This is a genomic window from Methanolobus sp. ZRKC4, assembly GCF_045291305.1.
Lineage (GTDB): Archaea > Halobacteriota > Methanosarcinia > Methanosarcinales > Methanosarcinaceae > Methanolobus.
Genome location: NZ_CP146983.1, coordinates 1,967,174 through 1,985,245, shown reverse-complemented (window position 1 = coordinate 1,985,245; position 18,072 = coordinate 1,967,174). Strand labels below are relative to the sequence as shown.

20 protein-coding genes are annotated in these 18,072 nt (G+C 34.4%); 14 read left to right on the top strand and 6 right to left on the bottom strand.

What is annotated here, in order from left to right; genetic code table 11:
- Window position 1 precedes the first annotated feature (1 nt).
- Complete coding sequence (locus tag V7O67_RS10095; protein ID WP_406669968.1) at window positions 2-880, bottom strand: hypothetical protein; 879 nt, start codon at window positions 878-880, stop codon at window positions 2-4.
- 62 nt (window positions 881-942) lie between these two features.
- On the opposite strand from V7O67_RS10095, the gene V7O67_RS10090 reads away from it, so the two are divergent.
- From V7O67_RS10090 to V7O67_RS10065, 6 genes are all read left to right on the top strand, one after another.
- Window positions 943-1,083 carry a hypothetical protein gene (locus V7O67_RS10090; protein WP_406657362.1) on the top strand — a complete coding sequence of 47 codons (141 nt, stop codon included), beginning with the start codon at window positions 943-945 and terminating at the stop codon, window positions 1,081-1,083.
- Window positions 1,080-1,721, top strand: a complete 642-nt coding sequence (locus tag V7O67_RS10085; protein ID WP_406669967.1) for a hypothetical protein — start codon at window positions 1,080-1,082, stop codon at window positions 1,719-1,721. The genes V7O67_RS10090 and V7O67_RS10085 overlap by 4 nt, the downstream gene beginning before the upstream one ends.
- 12 nt (window positions 1,722-1,733) lie before the next feature.
- On the top strand, window positions 1,734-2,063 hold the full coding sequence (locus V7O67_RS10080; RefSeq protein WP_342304957.1) for an HNH endonuclease: 330 nt from the start codon (window positions 1,734-1,736) through the stop codon (window positions 2,061-2,063).
- Window positions 2,060-4,078, top strand: coding sequence for a hypothetical protein (locus tag V7O67_RS10075; RefSeq protein ID WP_406669966.1), 2,019 nt, complete (start codon window positions 2,060-2,062; stop codon window positions 4,076-4,078). The genes V7O67_RS10080 and V7O67_RS10075 overlap by 4 nt, the downstream gene beginning before the upstream one ends.
- Complete coding sequence (locus V7O67_RS10070; protein ID WP_406669965.1) at window positions 4,041-4,691, top strand: hypothetical protein; 651 nt, start codon at window positions 4,041-4,043, stop codon at window positions 4,689-4,691. Before V7O67_RS10075 ends, V7O67_RS10070 begins: the two co-directional genes overlap by 38 nt.
- A gap of 76 nt (window positions 4,692-4,767) precedes the next feature.
- The gene (locus tag V7O67_RS10065) at window positions 4,768-5,019 is read left to right on the top strand and encodes a hypothetical protein (protein ID WP_342304960.1); all 252 of its coding nucleotides are present in this window, start codon (window positions 4,768-4,770) and stop codon (window positions 5,017-5,019) included.
- A 38-nt stretch (window positions 5,020-5,057) separates the two neighbouring features.
- Here V7O67_RS10065 and V7O67_RS10060 read toward each other — a convergent pair whose 3' ends face one another.
- Together V7O67_RS10060 and V7O67_RS10055 are read right to left on the bottom strand one after the other, a co-directional pair.
- A complete protein-coding gene (locus tag V7O67_RS10060; protein WP_342304961.1) occupies window positions 5,058-5,765 on the bottom strand; it encodes an endonuclease/exonuclease/phosphatase family protein in 708 nt (235 codons plus the stop codon).
- A gap of 390 nt (window positions 5,766-6,155) precedes the next feature.
- Window positions 6,156-8,294: a HEAT repeat domain-containing protein gene (locus tag V7O67_RS10055; RefSeq protein ID WP_342304962.1), complete on the bottom strand. Its 2,139-nt coding sequence runs from the start codon at window positions 8,292-8,294 to the stop codon at window positions 6,156-6,158.
- A gap of 150 nt (window positions 8,295-8,444) precedes the next feature.
- Between V7O67_RS10055 and V7O67_RS10050 the strand changes: the two genes are divergently transcribed.
- The 5 genes from V7O67_RS10050 to V7O67_RS10030 all read left to right on the top strand — a co-directional run bounded on the left by V7O67_RS10050 (window position 8,445) and on the right by V7O67_RS10030 (window position 11,238).
- Window positions 8,445-8,837 (top strand): hypothetical protein, encoded by a 393-nt coding sequence (locus V7O67_RS10050; protein WP_406669964.1) that lies wholly within the window; start codon window positions 8,445-8,447, stop codon window positions 8,835-8,837.
- Between the two features lie 105 nt (window positions 8,838-8,942).
- Window positions 8,943-9,191, top strand: a complete 249-nt coding sequence (locus V7O67_RS10045; RefSeq protein ID WP_342304964.1) for a hypothetical protein — start codon at window positions 8,943-8,945, stop codon at window positions 9,189-9,191.
- Window positions 9,170-9,571 (top strand): hypothetical protein, encoded by a 402-nt coding sequence (locus tag V7O67_RS10040; protein ID WP_342304965.1) that lies wholly within the window; start codon window positions 9,170-9,172, stop codon window positions 9,569-9,571. Before V7O67_RS10045 ends, V7O67_RS10040 begins: the two co-directional genes overlap by 22 nt.
- A gap of 2 nt (window positions 9,572-9,573) precedes the next feature.
- Window positions 9,574-10,923, top strand: coding sequence for a hypothetical protein (locus tag V7O67_RS10035; protein ID WP_342304966.1), 1,350 nt, complete (start codon window positions 9,574-9,576; stop codon window positions 10,921-10,923).
- A gap of 105 nt (window positions 10,924-11,028) precedes the next feature.
- A complete protein-coding gene (locus V7O67_RS10030; protein ID WP_406669963.1) occupies window positions 11,029-11,238 on the top strand; it encodes a hypothetical protein in 210 nt (69 codons plus the stop codon).
- 261 nt (window positions 11,239-11,499) lie between these two features.
- On the opposite strand, the gene V7O67_RS10025 is transcribed toward V7O67_RS10030, so the two are convergent.
- The gene (locus V7O67_RS10025) at window positions 11,500-12,348 is read right to left on the bottom strand and encodes a GIY-YIG nuclease family protein (RefSeq protein WP_342304967.1); all 849 of its coding nucleotides are present in this window, start codon (window positions 12,346-12,348) and stop codon (window positions 11,500-11,502) included.
- A 115-nt stretch (window positions 12,349-12,463) separates the two neighbouring features.
- Between V7O67_RS10025 and V7O67_RS10020 the strand changes: the two genes are divergently transcribed.
- From V7O67_RS10020 to V7O67_RS10010, 3 genes are all read left to right on the top strand, one after another.
- Window positions 12,464-13,288 (top strand): hypothetical protein, encoded by an 825-nt coding sequence (locus V7O67_RS10020; RefSeq protein ID WP_342304968.1) that lies wholly within the window; start codon window positions 12,464-12,466, stop codon window positions 13,286-13,288.
- A 294-nt stretch (window positions 13,289-13,582) separates the two neighbouring features.
- Window positions 13,583-14,767 (top strand): hypothetical protein, encoded by a 1,185-nt coding sequence (locus tag V7O67_RS10015; protein WP_342304969.1) that lies wholly within the window; start codon window positions 13,583-13,585, stop codon window positions 14,765-14,767.
- 57 nt (window positions 14,768-14,824) lie between these two features.
- Window positions 14,825-15,133 carry a hypothetical protein gene (locus tag V7O67_RS10010; protein ID WP_406669962.1) on the top strand — a complete coding sequence of 103 codons (309 nt, stop codon included), beginning with the start codon at window positions 14,825-14,827 and terminating at the stop codon, window positions 15,131-15,133.
- Between the two features lie 14 nt (window positions 15,134-15,147).
- Here the strand turns inward: V7O67_RS10010 and V7O67_RS10005 are convergent, their stop codons facing one another.
- Together V7O67_RS10005 and xerC are read right to left on the bottom strand one after the other, a co-directional pair.
- A complete protein-coding gene (locus V7O67_RS10005) occupies window positions 15,148-15,372 on the bottom strand; it encodes a hypothetical protein (protein ID WP_342304971.1) in 225 nt (74 codons plus the stop codon).
- A gap of 904 nt (window positions 15,373-16,276) precedes the next feature.
- On the bottom strand, window positions 16,277-17,668 hold the full coding sequence (gene xerC / locus V7O67_RS10000) for a tyrosine recombinase XerC (RefSeq protein ID WP_406669961.1): 1,392 nt from the start codon (window positions 17,666-17,668) through the stop codon (window positions 16,277-16,279).
- Window positions 17,669-18,072 lie beyond the last annotated feature (404 nt).

Sequence of the window (18,072 nt, the reverse complement as noted above, 5' to 3'; positions counted from 1 at the left end):
TTCAGAACTCCGTCAATCTTGGTTTTGGGTTAGAGGCTTCATCTTTTATTTCAGAGATAATTTCAGAAGCTCTTTCCTTTCCTTGTAATGTCAATTCCATTTGGAAATTGAAAAGATCAAGTGAATGCTCATCAATAAAAGGTGCAATTAATAGATCGCAATAATCACATTTAACAGAAGACAGATCATCAAGGGTTTCTGCATCCATTTTAAGTTGATCAATAACAAAACTGTCCTTGTAATATCCAAGCAACCATGTAATGTGCCTTCTGAGCATTGGATATTTATCTGGACTGACCTTATAATGCTTTAACGTTGATCGTAGTATTTCTAAGAACCTATCTGTGTTTGAAGGCTCTATACCCTTTTCGGTGATATATCTAAAAAGAATTTTCAGTAAACTATCTACCACTTCATCATCTTCTGCATCCAAATACTTAGCAAGGTTATCCAACTGACACGGATCTAAAACATATTTCTTTTCAGATCTAGCTATTTCTTTCAATATCAGTTTTTTAGTTTTAACGTCTGCTGAATCAAGGTAGCTAATTGTCTTATCGAGGTCTTCTTTCATTTTCAAAATTTTTATGGGGATTAGATATGAAGCCCTTCCATCTGGTTCTTTAATTCCATATTTCTGTAACTCATCACGTTTCAATGAAGTAATAATTCCTGTTTCTGTCATGAAGGCTAATTTTCGATTAATGGTTTTCTTACTATAACCAAGTTCATTTGGATGAGTATTCATGAGGTAATTTACGAGTTGCCCCCTTCTTACATACCCCCTCGCATTCAAATATTCGAGTACTTCTGTGTCAAAATCAATCTCACTTTTGATATTATTAATGTCATTACTTTCAATAGTTGATATCATATTCATACTCAATATTAATGTCATTGTGCATATAAATCTTCTCCTCATACTGTTTATTTGTGAATACCATGAGTAACAATGAAAGAATACTAACAACCGTGTCTCCATATTTGAAGGCAAAAATAGTACAGATGGCAGATAAATTTGGATGCTCTCAGGCAGAAGTTGTCAGAATCGCACTGTTAAAACTCTGGGAGGGCGAGAAATGAGCAGACCTCAGTTTTCCAGAGAATACAGGACTTATGGAGAATGGCTCAAAGCTATGCCTAGGAATTCCAGGTATGCAAAAGAGATTATCCGGAAACATCAACTCTTTCCAGATAAGAGTCTGAATCAATTAAGAAAACTCAGGATTGGTGATTATGATCTTGGTAAAGCAGGATGGGAAGCTATAACATCTCAGCAAAAGACGGAGAGAAACAAAACTCTCCAGATTTTGAGATCAATGAGAAAGGGTGCAAACCTTACCCAGATGGCAGAAAAGTACGGAATGAACAATAAAGACATAATCAGGCATCTAGGACGTAATCTTTACAAAGAGAATGGAAGATGGAAGGTTACCAAATCGGATAGTCTGCAAGTCGGAATGAGGTTTTATGATCGAAACGCGGGTCATATAACGATAGTAACGAGGGGTTCTAAAGACCGTTCTTTGATTGGTGAATACTTCAACGCCGTCAATAAAACGCTGAAAGACGGCGATACTACGCGATTAAAGAAGTTCAACGGCGTTAAGATCGCCGATAACGCCGGCAATGAACATGCGTTTGAAACGCGGTTAGATCGGCTTTACGAGATCGAAGAAGCTCAGGTTGAATCGGAATTTCAGGAAATATATGCAAATTGAGGAGTGGTAACTATGGATAAAAATACATGTAAAAGAAGTATTAAAAGACAGAAATTGGAAGGAAAAACATCACTTAGATGTATTGAGTGTGCAGAAGATGATCCAAGTGTAATAGAACTACATCATGTATATGGAAGAAACAATTCAGAAGAAACTGTTCCATTATGCAAGAACTGTCATTTTAAGATTACAAAACAGCAAAATAAACTACCTCGAAAGATCAGATCAAGCAGTGCATCACGTGAGGATAATCGAAGGTTTATCCTTGTTTCTATGGGTGCATTATTGGAAGGTATGGGTAAACAGCTTCGCCTTATAGGTATGGAGGCTGATCTAGTATGAGTAAGATTGCTGTTAGGGGATACACTGTTAAAGCTAAAGACCCCCAATCTAATCATACTTACAATAGCACCCTGCAATTAAAACATGATAGCGTGCTTGTTTTTGATACAGAAACTACAACAGATCAGTATCAGAATATGAAAGTTGGCTTTTTCCAGATATATCAGGAAGGCTACATTCAGCATGAAGGATTCTTTTATGATCCACTAATGCTCAATGAGAGAGAAACAAAAATTCTAAAAGATTATTCTATAAAGCATTGTATCGAGTTATACCTCTGTAAAGAGTTTGTTGATGGTGTATTTTATCCAGAAGTGTTTGAACTAAAAACTCTTTGTGTGGGCTTCAATCTTGCATTTGACATAAGCCGACTGGCAAAGTATGGCAACAATTCAAAGGCAAAGAATAGAGGAGGATTCACGTTTACACTTTCAGACAATAGATTCAAGCCTCCTATTGTAATCAAGAAACTTGGTGCAAGTAACAGCTTCAAGTTCACAACAACGAAGTACAATACAGGAAATGATTATTTTTCAGGCAATTTCCTTGATGCTCAGACCCTTGGAACAGTCTTGCTTCAGCAAAATCATATATCCCTTGCAAACGCTTGTGAATTGCTTGATACAAGACACAAGAAAATGAAGGATATTAAACACGGTACTATCACCAAGAAATATCTTGATTATCTGATAAGGGATGTTGAGAGCACTTTTGATGTGTATAAAGGATTGATTAAAGAGCTTGATCTTTACAATATTGCCATTCCTCCAACTAAAATATACAGCTCTGCCTCTATTGGAAAATATGCTTTGAAGCAACTAGGAATTAAACCATTGAGTGAACAGAATTTCGATTTCCCAGAATATATGAAGGGTCAAATTATGACCTCCTATTATGGTGGAAGATGTGAATGCCGGATTAGAAAAGCTCCAACTAAGGTTACTACTCTTGATTTTACAAGCATGTATCCAACCATTACAATGGAAATGGATTTATGGAAATTTATTATTGCTGAATCTCTTGAGATACAAAATGTTACTGATGAGATAAGTAGAATGCTTTCAAAAGTAGACCTTGCATATCTACAAAATAAAGAGAATTGGAACGACTTTGTTGTGATGGTTAAGATTCAGCCTGATAGCGATATAATGCCTGTCAGGATGGACTATAAAGGCTCTGGGACAGGCTATAACGTAGGTATTAACTATCTTAGTTCTGATTCGGAGCTATGGTATGCTTTACCTGATGTTATATCTTCAGTAATCCTTACTGGAAAAGTACCTGAGATTTTGGAAGCTGTCAAATTCGTTCCAAAAGGTATCCAGAAGAGTTTAAGAAAGTCTCAGATTCTTGGAATTGATATAGACCCTTCAAAAGATAATCTTGTTCAGGCTCTCGTTGAGGAAAGACAGAATATCAAGATTGAAATGAAAGGTATTGATCCAGAAAGTCATGAATATAAACAGCTCGATAGCAGAGCACAAGCAATTAAGATTCTTGTTAATGCAATGAGCTATGGAATATTCATAGAACTGAATCCAGAGGATAAAAAAAGTGCTATTCAGGTACATGGATTAGATAGTTTTGAAACTTCAGAAAATAGATTTGAGAAAGCAGGTAACTATTATCATCCTCTGCTAGCTGTTATGATTACTTCAGGTTCTAAACTGTTCTTGGCTATGGCGGAAGCTAAATGCAAAGAACTTGGTTCAGTTCATGCTTACATGGATACTGATTCTATCTTTGTCCCTCCTGAACATGCACAGGAGATTATAGATTATTTTCAACCTCTTAATCCTTATAACCTTGATATTGACCTACTGAAGCCTGAAAAGGTCGATATGTGGTCTTATGGCGTATCATCAAAACGTTATGCTCTTTACAAATTCAGGAAGAATAAGATTATATTTAAGGATTTCAAGCTTCATGGATTAGGGCATTTAACTAACCCATTCTCAAAGGACGGAGGAGACTGGCATGAGGAAATATGGGATGATCAGTTCCAGAGATATTGAAGAAAAGTATTCTAACCTGTATGCTATTTCCAAACTTACTGTTAGCACTCCAAATGTATGGAAGAGATTTGATAAACTCAATAAAGGGAAGCCTTGGGAGAAGCAGATCAAACCGTTTAATTTCTATCTTGTAGGGTTTCAGACAATAGAAGAAAATGGGAAAACAGTAAAGCCTTTAGCTCCTTTTTCAAGTGAACCACAGAGTATTGTTTATGAGCCTTTCATTGATTATGAAACGGGAGAGATAAAGCAAGGATCTCACTATTTCAAGTCGTTGAGTAAAATCATATTGCAGTATGCAGAGCATCCAGAACATAAGTTTGAAGGTGACATTGGGATTTTGGAAAGGAAACATGTTCATGCAAATGGTGTTCTTTACATTGGTAAAGAAGCAAACAACATTGATGAGGAGGAACTAGAGCTTCAGAGGGCTCAGACATTCATTGATGAAGAAGGTATTAAGCAGAAGATACTGGTTCTTACTCCAAAAGAAGCAAGGGTGTATGGAGTGATGCAAAGAAGTTCTTTGAAGCGGATGAAGGACAGGATTTTGAGTGAAGGGAAATTCAATTTCAGGACAAAGGAGGTGAGGAAATTGGTAAGTGGATTTTGATACTTACCTTTTTTGACATTATTACTTACATATAACTATATCACTTGTTAAATACTAATTAAAGTAAGGTGATTATTTGAGTTCACTAAAATTTGATTTAGATCAACTTTTAGCCCCTACTATTTTTTTAATAATAATGCTTCCTGTTATTTACTTCACTTTGGATACACTTGACTCTAGCTATGAGGTTGATGAAGATTCCCAATGGTACGAAGCTAAAAAAGACTCAAAAAAAGATATACAAGATTTAATTGCAATAATGGTATTTGTAGCAACTCCTTCTGCTATTACAATTTATCTTATTATTAAAAAATATCTTCAACTTTAGTAAGCTTGTAAGCATTTGATTGTAACCCTAAGCTAATTTTATTTTAATCTCATAACTAAAGGTACATGATCGCTTATTTCATACCAGTCTTTATGTTCACCAACAGAAAAAGATTCCATTGATTTCATTAAGTCGTTAGATGCAAAAATGTAATCTGTATGATGCCCCTTTTCTATTTTATGATGTTGGAAAAAGGTTTGAACAATTTCATCCCCAAATTTTAGATTATTAAAAACATGATATGCACTAAAGATATTATGTTTGTTCAAGAGGTTTGTCACATCATTGAAAGTCCCATAAAGAGAAGACCCTTGTTTTATATTAAAATCCCAGTTGAAATCTCCAGCAATTATAAGGGACTGATCTAACAAGTCTTTATAGTAATTTAAAGCGTTCCAAACCTCTCCAATATATCTCCTTTTTGGATCAACTTTATTATTTTGTGACCATATTGCAATGAGGTTTATGGTGTTTGGATTGTTGTGTACTTTAATTTTAACTGGGAGAACATACTTGTATTCTTTATTGTATGCTTCATGTACCTTAATTTCAATGTTGTTAAAACTGAATACTCCTAATCCTTTCTTATCATTATCTCCAATCCATAAAGCGTGATGATAAAACTTGTCTTTGAAATAGTCAAGATTTTCACATTCAGGAATTACTAGCAAATCTGGACATTCAGATAGTAATTTGTTATAATGATTTCGAAAAGCCATTTTACAATTCCAAGTTATAATATTCATGTAAAAAAACAAATTCTCTAATGTATAAAAGATTTTTGATAATGTTATTCAAAATATCTATGACAATGATAAACCGTTGCGTTTTTCAGCTATTACTATTACCCCGAACTTTAATGGGGGGTAATAGGTATCCTGAATTTAAGATACGCAGAATTTTAGAATGTTCTTGCTTAAGAAATCTAAGGAATGAATTGGGAATATTATCTGTATTATTTATTAGGCTTATTTACATATAGTAAAAGTAAAACAAATTCTAAACAAATTTATATATTTATTTAGACCCATATTTCATATGGAAAAGCCACTTAAAGAAAATCCTGCTCCATATCCAAAATCTAGTATTCCTGAAAATAAAGCAATTACTATTTTTGAGTAGAGAGCATGAATCCTTTAATTCTTAAATTCCTTTGTTATGCTAGTCAAAAGATTTAATATCTGAGGAGGTATAGGAATTCCTAGTGTTGCCATTGACATTAACTGAAAAAAGAGTTTGACTATTTCTTCAGCGGCAAAACTTACAATAATCTCATTTGTAACGTCTTTCCCAAATGATTTTATGGGATGCTTGATTTTGTCGAGTACTGAACTAATCTTCAAAATACAACTTTTTGACTCTTTCTTTTCTTCTTGAGATGTAGAAAATTTTTCGATTTCCTCAATTAGTGTGTCTTCATTTTTGAGTATTTCTTCAAGGAAATTTTTAAGAGCTTCTTTATCCTTATTTTCTGTCAATTCAATAATTTTCCTTGAAAAAGTCTGGATAAATTCCCCTTCTTTTCCTCCAACCTCCAGAGAAAGAATATCTAATTTTTCAAGACCTCTCCTCAACTCATTCTGAAGCAAATCCAATTTGGTTTCAATGCTAACAGTTTTCTCGTAGATTAGATCTAGCTTGAGAAGTTTACGATTTAATTCTTTTTCTGAAACAACTTTCATATTGGGTATAATAGAAATAATTAGAGGAAGATCTCTATATTTTTCGGCAGCAATATCTTTATTATCAATTGCTTGAATCTTATTAAGAAGAAACTCGTTTTCAGAAATAGGAGGAATTTTTATTCTCAGAATAGAAACAATATCCTCAAGGATTTCAATATATTGCCTCTGTTCATCACTTATAACGTTTTGAATTTTCGTGCTAATTTCACATACAATTTCTTCTGCATCAGTTCCTTTCGATTCTTTACATGCGCCCTTTGATCTCTTTTTAATTTCATCGATAAGCTCTTTTAGATACCTATCAAGGAGAGGCAACCCTTTTCTCATTGTAGCTGTAGCATATGGTGCTGTTTTCTCAGTATCTCTCATTAGCTCTACTGCACTCTCACAGTGTTTTCTGTAAAAATTAAGCTCGTCTTTCATTAACTCTAGATCCATACTCTCCAAATTGTGAACTTCTTTTAATGCATTTGAAAGGTTGTTAACTGCTTCAATAAGCAATTCCTTACTTTTTGAACCTTTAATTGAATTTCTTGCTTGTATAAGATGTCTTTCAACTTCGTTTTCCGCATTCTGTTTTTCAAAAATTATAGTATGAAATGAAAGATAAAAAGGAAGACAAAACTGAGAGGGATTGTTTGTCCAAGAAACTGTTTCCTGTGCTGACTTTTCAAAAAAAGAAATGGCTTTTTCCAATTCCAGTTTGTAATCTTCTTCTTTTTTCGCTTGGGAAGCTTTGTATATGGAAGCTTTTCCAAGAGAACAATTTGCGTAGATTCTCACACTCTTGTATTCACTATTAGTAAGTCCATGTAAATCACTCCAAGCTTGTTGATCATCAGATATATTACAGTACACAGAACCAAGGGCATCTGTAGCTTTAGACCTAACATTCCTGTCTTCATCAGTTGTGAGTTTAATTAGATCACTCCAAGCTTGCTGTTTATATGGTATATGGAAAAATGCAGATTTAATGGCAGAGATTGAATGCCACCTTACATAACTGTCATTATCATTAGTCGACCAATGCAAGTCACCCCAAGCCTCATGCTTATCCGGAACTTGAAAGAAAACCAAACCAAGTGTATGAGTTGCCCAAACTCTTACATGACTGTCACGATCAGAGAAACGACCGTCTAATTCTTCCCAAGCTTGTTGTTTGTCTGGAATTTGAGAAAATATTAAACCAAGAACTTTTGTAGCCTTTGCTCTTACGTTCCTGTTCTTATCATTGATTAGTCTGCGTAATTCTTCCCAAGCCTCTTGTTTGTCTGGAATTTGAGAAAATACTAAACCAAGGACTTCAGTGGCTTTATACCTTATGTTAGCGTCCTTATAATTAAAGAGCCTACGTAAATCATTCCAAGCTTGTTTTTTGTCTTGAATTTGAGAAAATAAAGAACCTAGAAAAGATGTTGCCAATCTATTCACATGGGAGTTTTTATCACTAGTCAGTGTTACTATGTTATCCCATGCTTTTTGCTTATCTGGTAAAAGTGAGAAATTATGTTTCAAGTTATTTAGTGCTTTGATACGTACTTTCGAATCTTTGCTAAGGCATTGATTGTGTATCTCCTCTTGGTTAATCACCGTTTAGCACCAAGCATTGGTATAGAAGTTGATACTTAAAAGTTTTTCTTTTTGTTTGTTACCTTAAAATTTAAACTTCAAGCAGATGATTCACAGCTACTTCAATTAGCCCATCACTATTCATGATGCCTTTGGACCTCTAATCCACGGTTGCTGACTGCAACCTCACTCATTATCATGCTCCCTGAGACCACGATTATACAAGATTATTCCAAAAAACATGATCTAACACTTTATCTATTAGATGAATTCGTAGATGAGGTATTCTATCCTGAAACATTCAACTTTGGTACGCTATGTGTTGGTTTCAATCTTGCATTCGATATTAGCAGGATTGCAAAAAGAACAGGTGAATCGAGAAAAGGGAATAAGGGAGGGTTCACTTTAACCTTATCAGATAATCCTTTTAATCCCCCTATAATCTCTCGAAAGCTAGGGCAATCCAATACACACAAGTTCTCTACAACCAAGCAGAATAAAGGTAGGGATTATTTCTCCGGCCATTTCCTTGATGTTCAAACCGTAGGTGAAGTGCTCCTGTAAAAAAAGCGTATCTCACTTGATAAGGCTTGTGAGCTACTTGATACCAAACATAAGAAAATAAAGGATATAGAGCATGGTACTGTAACTAAAAAATATATTGACTACATGATTACTGATGTTGTTGCTACTTGGGAAGTCTATGAGAAACTTATTACTGAGTTAGATCTATATCAGATTGATATCCCACTCACAAAAATATTCAGTGCAGCATCTCTTGGAAAACATGCTCTTGATCAATTGGGAGTTCAACCATTCCAAAAGCAAAATCCTCTTTTCTTACCTGATGTACTAGGCAATATCATGACAACTTATTTCGGTGGTGATGTGAGTGCATGTACCGGAAAAAACCAATAAAGACCACAGTACTTGATTTTACAAGCATGTATCCCACTGTAACAATGGAGATGGACCTATGGAAATACATCATAGCCAAAAAATTGAAAATGGCAGATGCAACAGATGAGATCAAATATCTACTCTCACGGGTGTCTCTTAAGTACTTGCAAAATATGGGAAACTGGAATGATTTTGTAGTAATGGTGAAGATCGTACCTAACAAGGACATCCTTCCCGTCAGAATGGATTACAAGGGTAAAAATACAACCTTGAATGTGGGAGTTAACTACTTTTCATCCAAGTCTCCTATGTGGTTTGCTCTTCCCGATGTAATCAGTTCTGTGCTGTTGACAGGTAGAGTTCCAGAGATTATTGAGGCAATTCGTTTTATCCTTTAGGCGTGCAGGATAGTCTTTTAAAATCCACAATCCTGGGTATTGAAGTTGATCCTAAGAAAGATAATCTCATTCAGACCTTTGTTGAAGAGAGGCAGAATATCAAGACAAAAATGAAAAACATGGACAGCGATACCCCTGAACATCGTCATTTTTCAAGTCAGGAAAAAGCAATCAAGATTCTTGTTAATGCCATGAGTTATGGAATATTCATTGAACTTAATCCTGAGGACAAGAAAAGTGATATTGAGGTCTATGGCCTTGACAGTTTTGATACATCTGAGAATAGGTGTGAAAAAGCAGGAAAATACTATCATCCACTGTTAGCTGTAATGATCACTTCAGGCTCACGCCTGTTTTTATCCATGGCTGAAGCCAAGGTAAAGGAGCTTGGTGCATTCCATTATTATATGGATACCGACTCTGTGTTTGTTCCACCTGAGCATGCTCAGGAAATTGTAGATTACTTTCAACCATTGAACCCGTATTCTCTCGATATATCATTGTTGAAACCGGAAAAAGAAGATATGTGGTTCTATGGAATTTGTTCCAAACGATATACCCTTTACAATAAAGATGGGGATAATTTCAGCTTTTATGAGTATGATCGATCCTACAAGCTACATGGTTTAGGCCATTTGACCAATCCCTTTCCTAATGATGATGACGACTGGCATGCTAATATCTGGCTGGATATTCTACATTTGCATTATGGGACGATAAAACCAATAGATATCGAAGAGAAGTATTCTAGTCTCTATGCAATATCAAGCCTTACAATCAGTACAGCCAATGTATTGAATAGATTTAAGAGAATAAATGAAGGTCAGTCTTGGTCTAAACAAATAAAACCATTCAATTTCTGTTTGGTAGGATTTCAGTGCATTAAGGAAGATGGGGAACTAATCAAACTTTTAGCTCCTTTTTCCAAAGACCCTCAAAAGATAGTCTATGAACTATTTTTAGACTACAATACAGGCGAGGGGAAGCAAGGCCCCCATTATTTTAAACCTTTGAATAGGACGATTTTACAGTACGCGGATCATCCTGGATACAAATATGAAGGTGACATCGGGCAGATGAAACGCAGGCATATCTATGCTGATAGTGTTGTTCTAATTGGTAAAGAGGCTAACAATGTTGATGAGCAGTCTTTAGAGATTGGGCAAGCTCAAGTCTTTCTAAATAAGCATGAAATCATGGATAAGATAATGCAACTGGATGTTGAGATGGGGAGAAAAGTAGGTATTGCTTACAGAGGCACCCTGAAGAGGATTCAGGATAAGATTAAGCAAACAGGAGACATAAACCTGAATGCTAGGTTTATGAGAGGAGTTGCGGATAAGCTCACGTGAGAGCTTATTCTTCTTTTTTCTTTATCCTTACTTTTAATTTTAATTTTAATTTTGACAAAAGATTTATGAGTTAAGAACTTTCTACTTTCAGTAGGTGATTTTATTATGGCTACCTATAAGCAAATTCAAAATTGGGTAAAGAACAACTATGGATATTGTGTAAAATCATGTTGGATAGCTCATGCAAAAGAGATATACAATATTCCTGTTAGGCAATCTCCAAACAGATACCATCCAGATGTAAGAACTAATCCATGTCCTGAGGATAAGCTAAACTCCATCAAAACAGCATTTGAGCATTTCGATATGCTTTAAAGGTGTTGATAATAGCCTTTAATAACTTTTTAAAGAATAAGGAGAATAAGAAATGTGCAATCCAAATTGTCCTTGCTGGGACAAGGATATTACTCATCCAAGAAGATGCCCGATTTGCGATTATACGTTTAAAGGGAATGGATGAGACGGAATAGATGCCCATTATAAAGCTAAACACGAAAAAGACACAGGTGAACCCTATAAAGAATGGTGGGCTCGAATGTGCGATGATCATAGAGCTAAGCGAAAATGAAGATTAATTTATTTTTCTTTATCTTTTTGTCTTACAACTTCATCGAGTGTTTTACCATCTTTATCTTTCCAAAGTGTCCATCCATTAGCAGCTCTGCCTAGTACAACTGATGCCGACATGGATGGTGAAGAAAAAGTAAAATCTTCTTGGTAAACATAGACACCATCTTCTTCCTTTACAATTCCCTTTTCTACTAAATTAGCTCTAAATGCCCGTATACTTGGTTGAAGAGACGTTGTTTCTTCTATATTTGATTTTGATCCCTTATTAACAACAAATCCTTCTTCAGTATATTCACCAACTGCGTCTGCATCTTTGCTCTTACAAAAGTATGTATTTTTTTTGCTACGTTTTGTTTGTTCAAAAATAGGATGACCAAGAGTAGCCATTATGATTTTTAATTCATCAAAGAAACGTAAAACAAAATCCCGATCTTGATCCGTTAGAGATGATTTAGTGGGGGTATTACTATTTTCAAGAGTACATTTATTGACTAACTTAGCCTGTTCACAAGCATGATTTTCAAGATACTTGATATGGGCTTTGTTTAAGTTGTTTTTCTCTGAAACAAAACATATAGCTTGATTCCAAAAATCCTTCTTTTTGTGGTGATCATTTAAACGAACTGTTAGTATTTCCGATTCACCAACATACACTTTTGGCTTACCAACTTCGTCTTTTTCACCTATTAGGAAGTATAATCCTGGCTGTTCAAGTTCTGGTCTTTTTAGGCCAGCGTCTAATTTTGCTCGAGGAATGGAAACAGCTTTGACAATGGAATCAAAGAACTCGCATATTTTCACTCCTTGAGGGTTGGCATCTGGCAGATAAATTGAGATTGTTCTTCCTATTGTCACAAATTTGGCCTCAGTATGAATACTGTTATTGGTAAACTTTAGAACATATTCTATTTATACATATAAATAAGTTAATAATGATTATTGCTTTAACTCTATTTTAAGGAGTAAACACATGCTAGAAATAACTGATATTTGTCCTCTTTCATGTTTCACTGATAAACAAACGTTCCATGCTGAATTTGAAAAAGTTAAAAATGGTTCTTCAACAGGAATAAGAATTACAGTGGAAGTAGATGACTATTTTATCAAATATGCACCAGTAGGAAATTATCCAGACAATCCATCTGTAATTATTTGTGGAAAAACTACCTCTGATGGAAGTCATAAACTATTTGTAAAAGCATTAAAAAATGGCAAATCGTTGCATGAAGCCTGCTTATCATCTATTTACGCAAATGATATGCGAGATAATCTCTTCAAATATTTGCATGTCATAGGGTTGTTTGATTACCTAAGCCAAATTATCCCATATTGGGAAACAAATGATCCAAAAACAAAATGGAATGCTATGTTCGACAATTTGGATGATAGTTTAGCTTCCGGAATTCAATTAACTCAAGCATTTAATTGTGCAATACTCCATCCAGTAAAAATAAGTGCTGAACCCCCCAAAAAAGTGTTCAAAAATGTACAAAACGAAATTGGATGCTTTTTCAAGCATTTTAGACTTAGTGATAACTTGAAGTTAATCATTTTTCTTGATACACCTACAAAAGATGGTCGATTTCATCAAATCGATTTTTGGAAAAATGATTCGACTTTATCAAATAAGAATATAAAAATGATTTCTATTACTCATCCATCTAATCAAAATCGAATCATTTTCAATAATCTTGATGATTTAACGCAAATGAAATCAAATAAAACGAACAATGCAATCAAACTATTTAATGAAGCAAAAAGCACAATTGATGATTTGTCAGATGAACTCAAATGAAGTTCATTCACATTTTTTAAATGTTCTATTTTTAGATATTACTTTCTAAATTTCTGAGTATCTTAAATTCAGGATACCTATTACCCCGAACTTTAATGGGGGGATATAGGTAACGTCAAAAAATACCACTCTATAAAGTTTCTATTTTTTGCATTTGACTATACTTTTTTACATGAGAAAACATAGTAATCTCTAAATGTCAATTTTTATTCATTGTAGATATTTATTTAACTTATTAGTTTACTTTATAAGTATAATATATATGATTTCATTATTCTATTCAGAGGTATTTCAATGTTAAGAGTTTTTAATGTGGGTCAAGGAGATTCTTTTGAACTAATACCTAGCGAACACTGCCTATTGAGCGAAACTTCACTACTTATTGATTGTGGACAAGGTTCTAAGAATGTATTTAAAGCTCTTCATAATAAAAAAATAAACCTTGTACTTTCTCATTCTCATACTGATCACATTGGAGGTCTTAGTGGTCTCTTTGACGACAGTAGTTCCGATGTTGAAATCAATGAACTTTGGTTACCTTGTTACAGCGATGAGATAGTTGCAATTGCAAATTTTTTATTATCATTAAAAGGAGTATCCAAAATAAGTTCTCGTTCAAGAGCTGTATTAGAACTGCAGAACACTGTACAAGCTTATCAGCTTTTACAAGGAATACTCAGCACAAAAGGATGCAAAAAAATTAGGCCACTTGGAAAAGGGGTGAAAATATGCAGTCATTTATCAATATTGAATCCACCTTTTGATCCGGATTTAGTACTTCACCTTGAAATCGGAACTTCTGAGAAATATAGGGAAATACAACAAACAAATGACTATGAAAAAATACGAAGTTGGGTTACATCAGAAGATTTTAATAATAAATGGATTTACCTTCTTGCAGAAGGGTGGAACCGTTCAGGACCTAATCTGATAAACAATAATTCTTTGAGTCTTCAACAGAGGATGGATTTTATATATGGATTTATCAGTAAAAATGAATCTTTAATTGATGATTTTGTGCTGTCTGGGGATTCAAGGTATTTTACAAAATTGGCAAATGAATTGAAACTTACATCAAATGATGCAAGTATTGTACTAAAATACAAATCATCTATTTCACATGATGATTTTTCTTGTCTATTGACTGGGGATATAGGCAAAAAAAGATTATCAGATTCACTTTCTGGTTTAAAAGATGAAAAAATCAAGATATTCAAGTTTCCTCATCATGGAAGTAAAAACAGCTTAGACAAAGATGTTTTGAAACGTCTTTCCCCTGAAATAGTTATAATCTCTCATAAAAATGGAATCTTTGGAAGGCAAAAAGATCCTCATCCAAATAAAAAAGTAGTTGAGACTCTTGACAAAATGAATATACTTACAGCTTATACCAATGATGTGATAAAAAACGGGAATATAATTAAGAATAAATCCAAAAGAAAACCACATGAACATGTAGAAATGGTGGATATTTGGTAGACTAATAAAGGACAAATTAATAGGATGTTTATTGATTGCTTACAAAACTTCTAACCAATGATTATGGCAAAAGATAAATTCTTCACAGATTCACGAGCAAACCTACTTGATGACCCCATAGGTTTCTTGCAATCATTCATCATGTTGGCAGTTCCATCAGCGGCTTTTATATGGATTTTAGTAGCTGGCACTTATGCTGAAAATACAGGTCATGGATTTGCAGGGTGGTTGTTATTATCCTTCTATAATCTTGTAGACAAAATCACTTCATTCATAGTTGAAACGTTTATAGAAGTAGTTATATATGCTGTTGTTATAGTGGTTCTTGTGACATCTGTTTTAGCAGCCTTTGGAATAAAAAAGTAATAAAGGATTGCTTGTTACACGTATAGCCTCTCAACCAATCTCTTCCTTGCTGGAGTGAATAAATTAATCTTTTCACCCATTATCAAAGCCTCTCCTATGGTTTTCTTTGTTGTCTGGAAAGTCTTCCTATCAATTCCCCATTCCTCAGCTATCTTTTGAGGTAAATTGATTATTTCCTGTGCAATCCGTTTTTCATCGATGAACAATGAAAACAGACTGAGATTCCATACAACTCGCATTCATTTTCTATCTACTCCTGTAAAGTCAATAGAGGGTAATTGGGTCAGCGGAGTATAGACCAGGTCTCTTAAACTTGTCAAGAATCCTGTTTAGGAGCTGGCAACATGGAGCATAGCGGCAGCCGAGGAAGAAAAGGAAGCGGTGCTTAGTATTCATCAATTCAAAATCATCTTATCAGGCGATCATGTGACAGGCAACAAAACCCATTTTTCTAACGGGAGGGATATTTCATAAGTTAGCAATTATGCTAAGGTATGGTAGCATCTAATTCAATGCTGCAGTAAAAAACACCTTTAGCGTATTTGCTTTTTAGTCTGGTTGTTTGCAGCATGCCGAAAATTATTGAGAACGAAAAACCCACATACGTTAAAACCTTAATAGTCTTTTTATTATGTCCTCGAGATATGCCGGTTTTAATTTAAATCCTATTTTATAGTCATAACGTATACCATTTTTTATAAATACATAGACCTTAAGGCCATTAAATCAAAACTTACATACGCTAAAGGATTTTTTAAGAAATCAAATTCTAAAAATCTGTTTTTTTGTAGATTGAAGCATTGAAACGCCTTATTTCGAAAATTACTTGTACTATCATGAACTAATTCAGTCTCTAGGATTGATGCAGGGTTTACAGCAAGAATTGTTCCGATGGAAAGCATATATTCTTATTAGGAGTGATTTCATATGTTCTTAGTTTTCGTTGCATTTTGATCGATTCAACTAAAACTAAGAACACTTTTATAAATTCAGACTGTCAAAGTTAGGTTAAAGAAAATACTCAATTATTCTCGTTTTGCAAATTGATGAAGTTGTAAGATAAAACTAAAAATAGGAATAAGGGTCTAGTGTCTCTTTTAAACATCATATTCAACAATTTCATCCGGGGTCAGACGAACCGGATTAATCATTGAAGGCTTCTTGAAGTGTGCGTTTTTGTATCTCCTTCACCTTATCCTTGTGTTCATCCGGTACCAATTCCATTATTTCTTCCAATGCCATACGATAGTGTTGAGATGATTGAGCTACGTTAGTGACCATACCATGAAGCTTTTCGTACTTCGCATCCCCATCTTTTCGCAATGTTTCAAGTTCATAGCGCTCGACCTTGTGTTGCGCATTCTGAGCTTTCAATTTTTGGACTTCTTCTTCAAGTTCCTGGTAGTCCTTAGAATCTGCAACAACAAGTTCCTTCTGGACAATCAAATGCGGTACAAATTTGGAATATTGGTTTTTCAACTCCTGAATTTGTATATCAGTGAGTAATTCTGGGGAAAAATAAGCATCTTTCGCACCACCTAAAGTGTGACCCATGAAAAACTCAACCATCTCAGAGTCAAAACCTGCACTTTTCATCGTTGTATTAAAATGGGTTCGCATATTGTGTGACCGGATTTGATTTATTTCACCTTTTTTGGTGTCTAATCCAGAGCTATTGGATATTTTTTCGTATCTTTTTACAAGTGTATCAGGTAATATGCGCCTAATTTCTTCATCGCCCGCTTTTATGCCTTTTTCCTTGTTACCAGTTTCATATGCATTAGAGATTTGTTTACCAATAAAAAGGTAGCTATCAGGAGTCGTACGTTGCTTATGCTTTGTATTTATGAGTGACTTAATTGTTGTAGGTAGTAGCGTATCGCGCCATCTTAGGTATTCGTCAACTGCTCTTGTTGCCTCTGGCGATAAAAAAGTAATGAAACTTTTATCAGTCTTTTCCCTCCGTGTATCTATAGTTGTTATCAAGGTTTCCGAGTCATATCCATCGTAGTAAGTCTGTAACTTCAATGACGTGATTTCACTTGCACCCATGCCTGAACTAAGACCACATAATATTATTGCCCTATCCTGAAGGTCACATACTGTAAGAGCTTGCTGTATTTCTTCTAATTCCGGTGCTTTTAATTTTGTTGTATTATTTTGTTGTTTTGATTTTTTAGTCCTAGATTTTTTTGGTAATTGAATATCATGGTATTCATAAAAGGAGCGAATGCATTTCAGGTATGTATTGATTGTTGATGGTTTTAGTTTACCATTGCGTCCATTTGCATTTTCAAGATATTCTTTGAATTTAGGAAGCATTACATTTATCTTCCGATTTCTCATTTTTAGCCCATCTTCTACCTCTTTTTCTGCTGATTCAAGTATTTCGTTAGGGGTCATTTTGGCATAATCTGTATAATGCTTCATTGCAACCAAACAGACCTTCCAATATTTGGGAGCTGGTTCAATGTTAACATTCCAAATATCCATTGTTGTATCGTTTTTCAATTCAGATAATTCCACTTTAATCACTATATAAGTAAACGCAAACTTCCATATTTATACTTTTTTACTTCGGAAAACTTCTTTCTTTATATTTTTACCATATCACAATTATCAATTCACACTTAACTCCACAATAAAAATCATAGGCTTTACAGAAAAAAACGGGGTCACTACGCCATCAATTCTACCTCCAACCTCCACAACCTTCATAATTATGGCATGTGTATCGAAACTTCCCCTGTAAAGCCTTTGACACTTTCAATCTCACTTTATTTTGCTATTTTTCTTGAATTTCTCGTGTACATAGGCTCGAATTCCTTGTGCATTACTTTAATTAGTGTACACAAAAGTACACGGTAAAACTCACTATAACTGTGATGGTGCAAATTCAAATATGATACTATCCAAGTTTGACAGTAAAAAGTAATAAA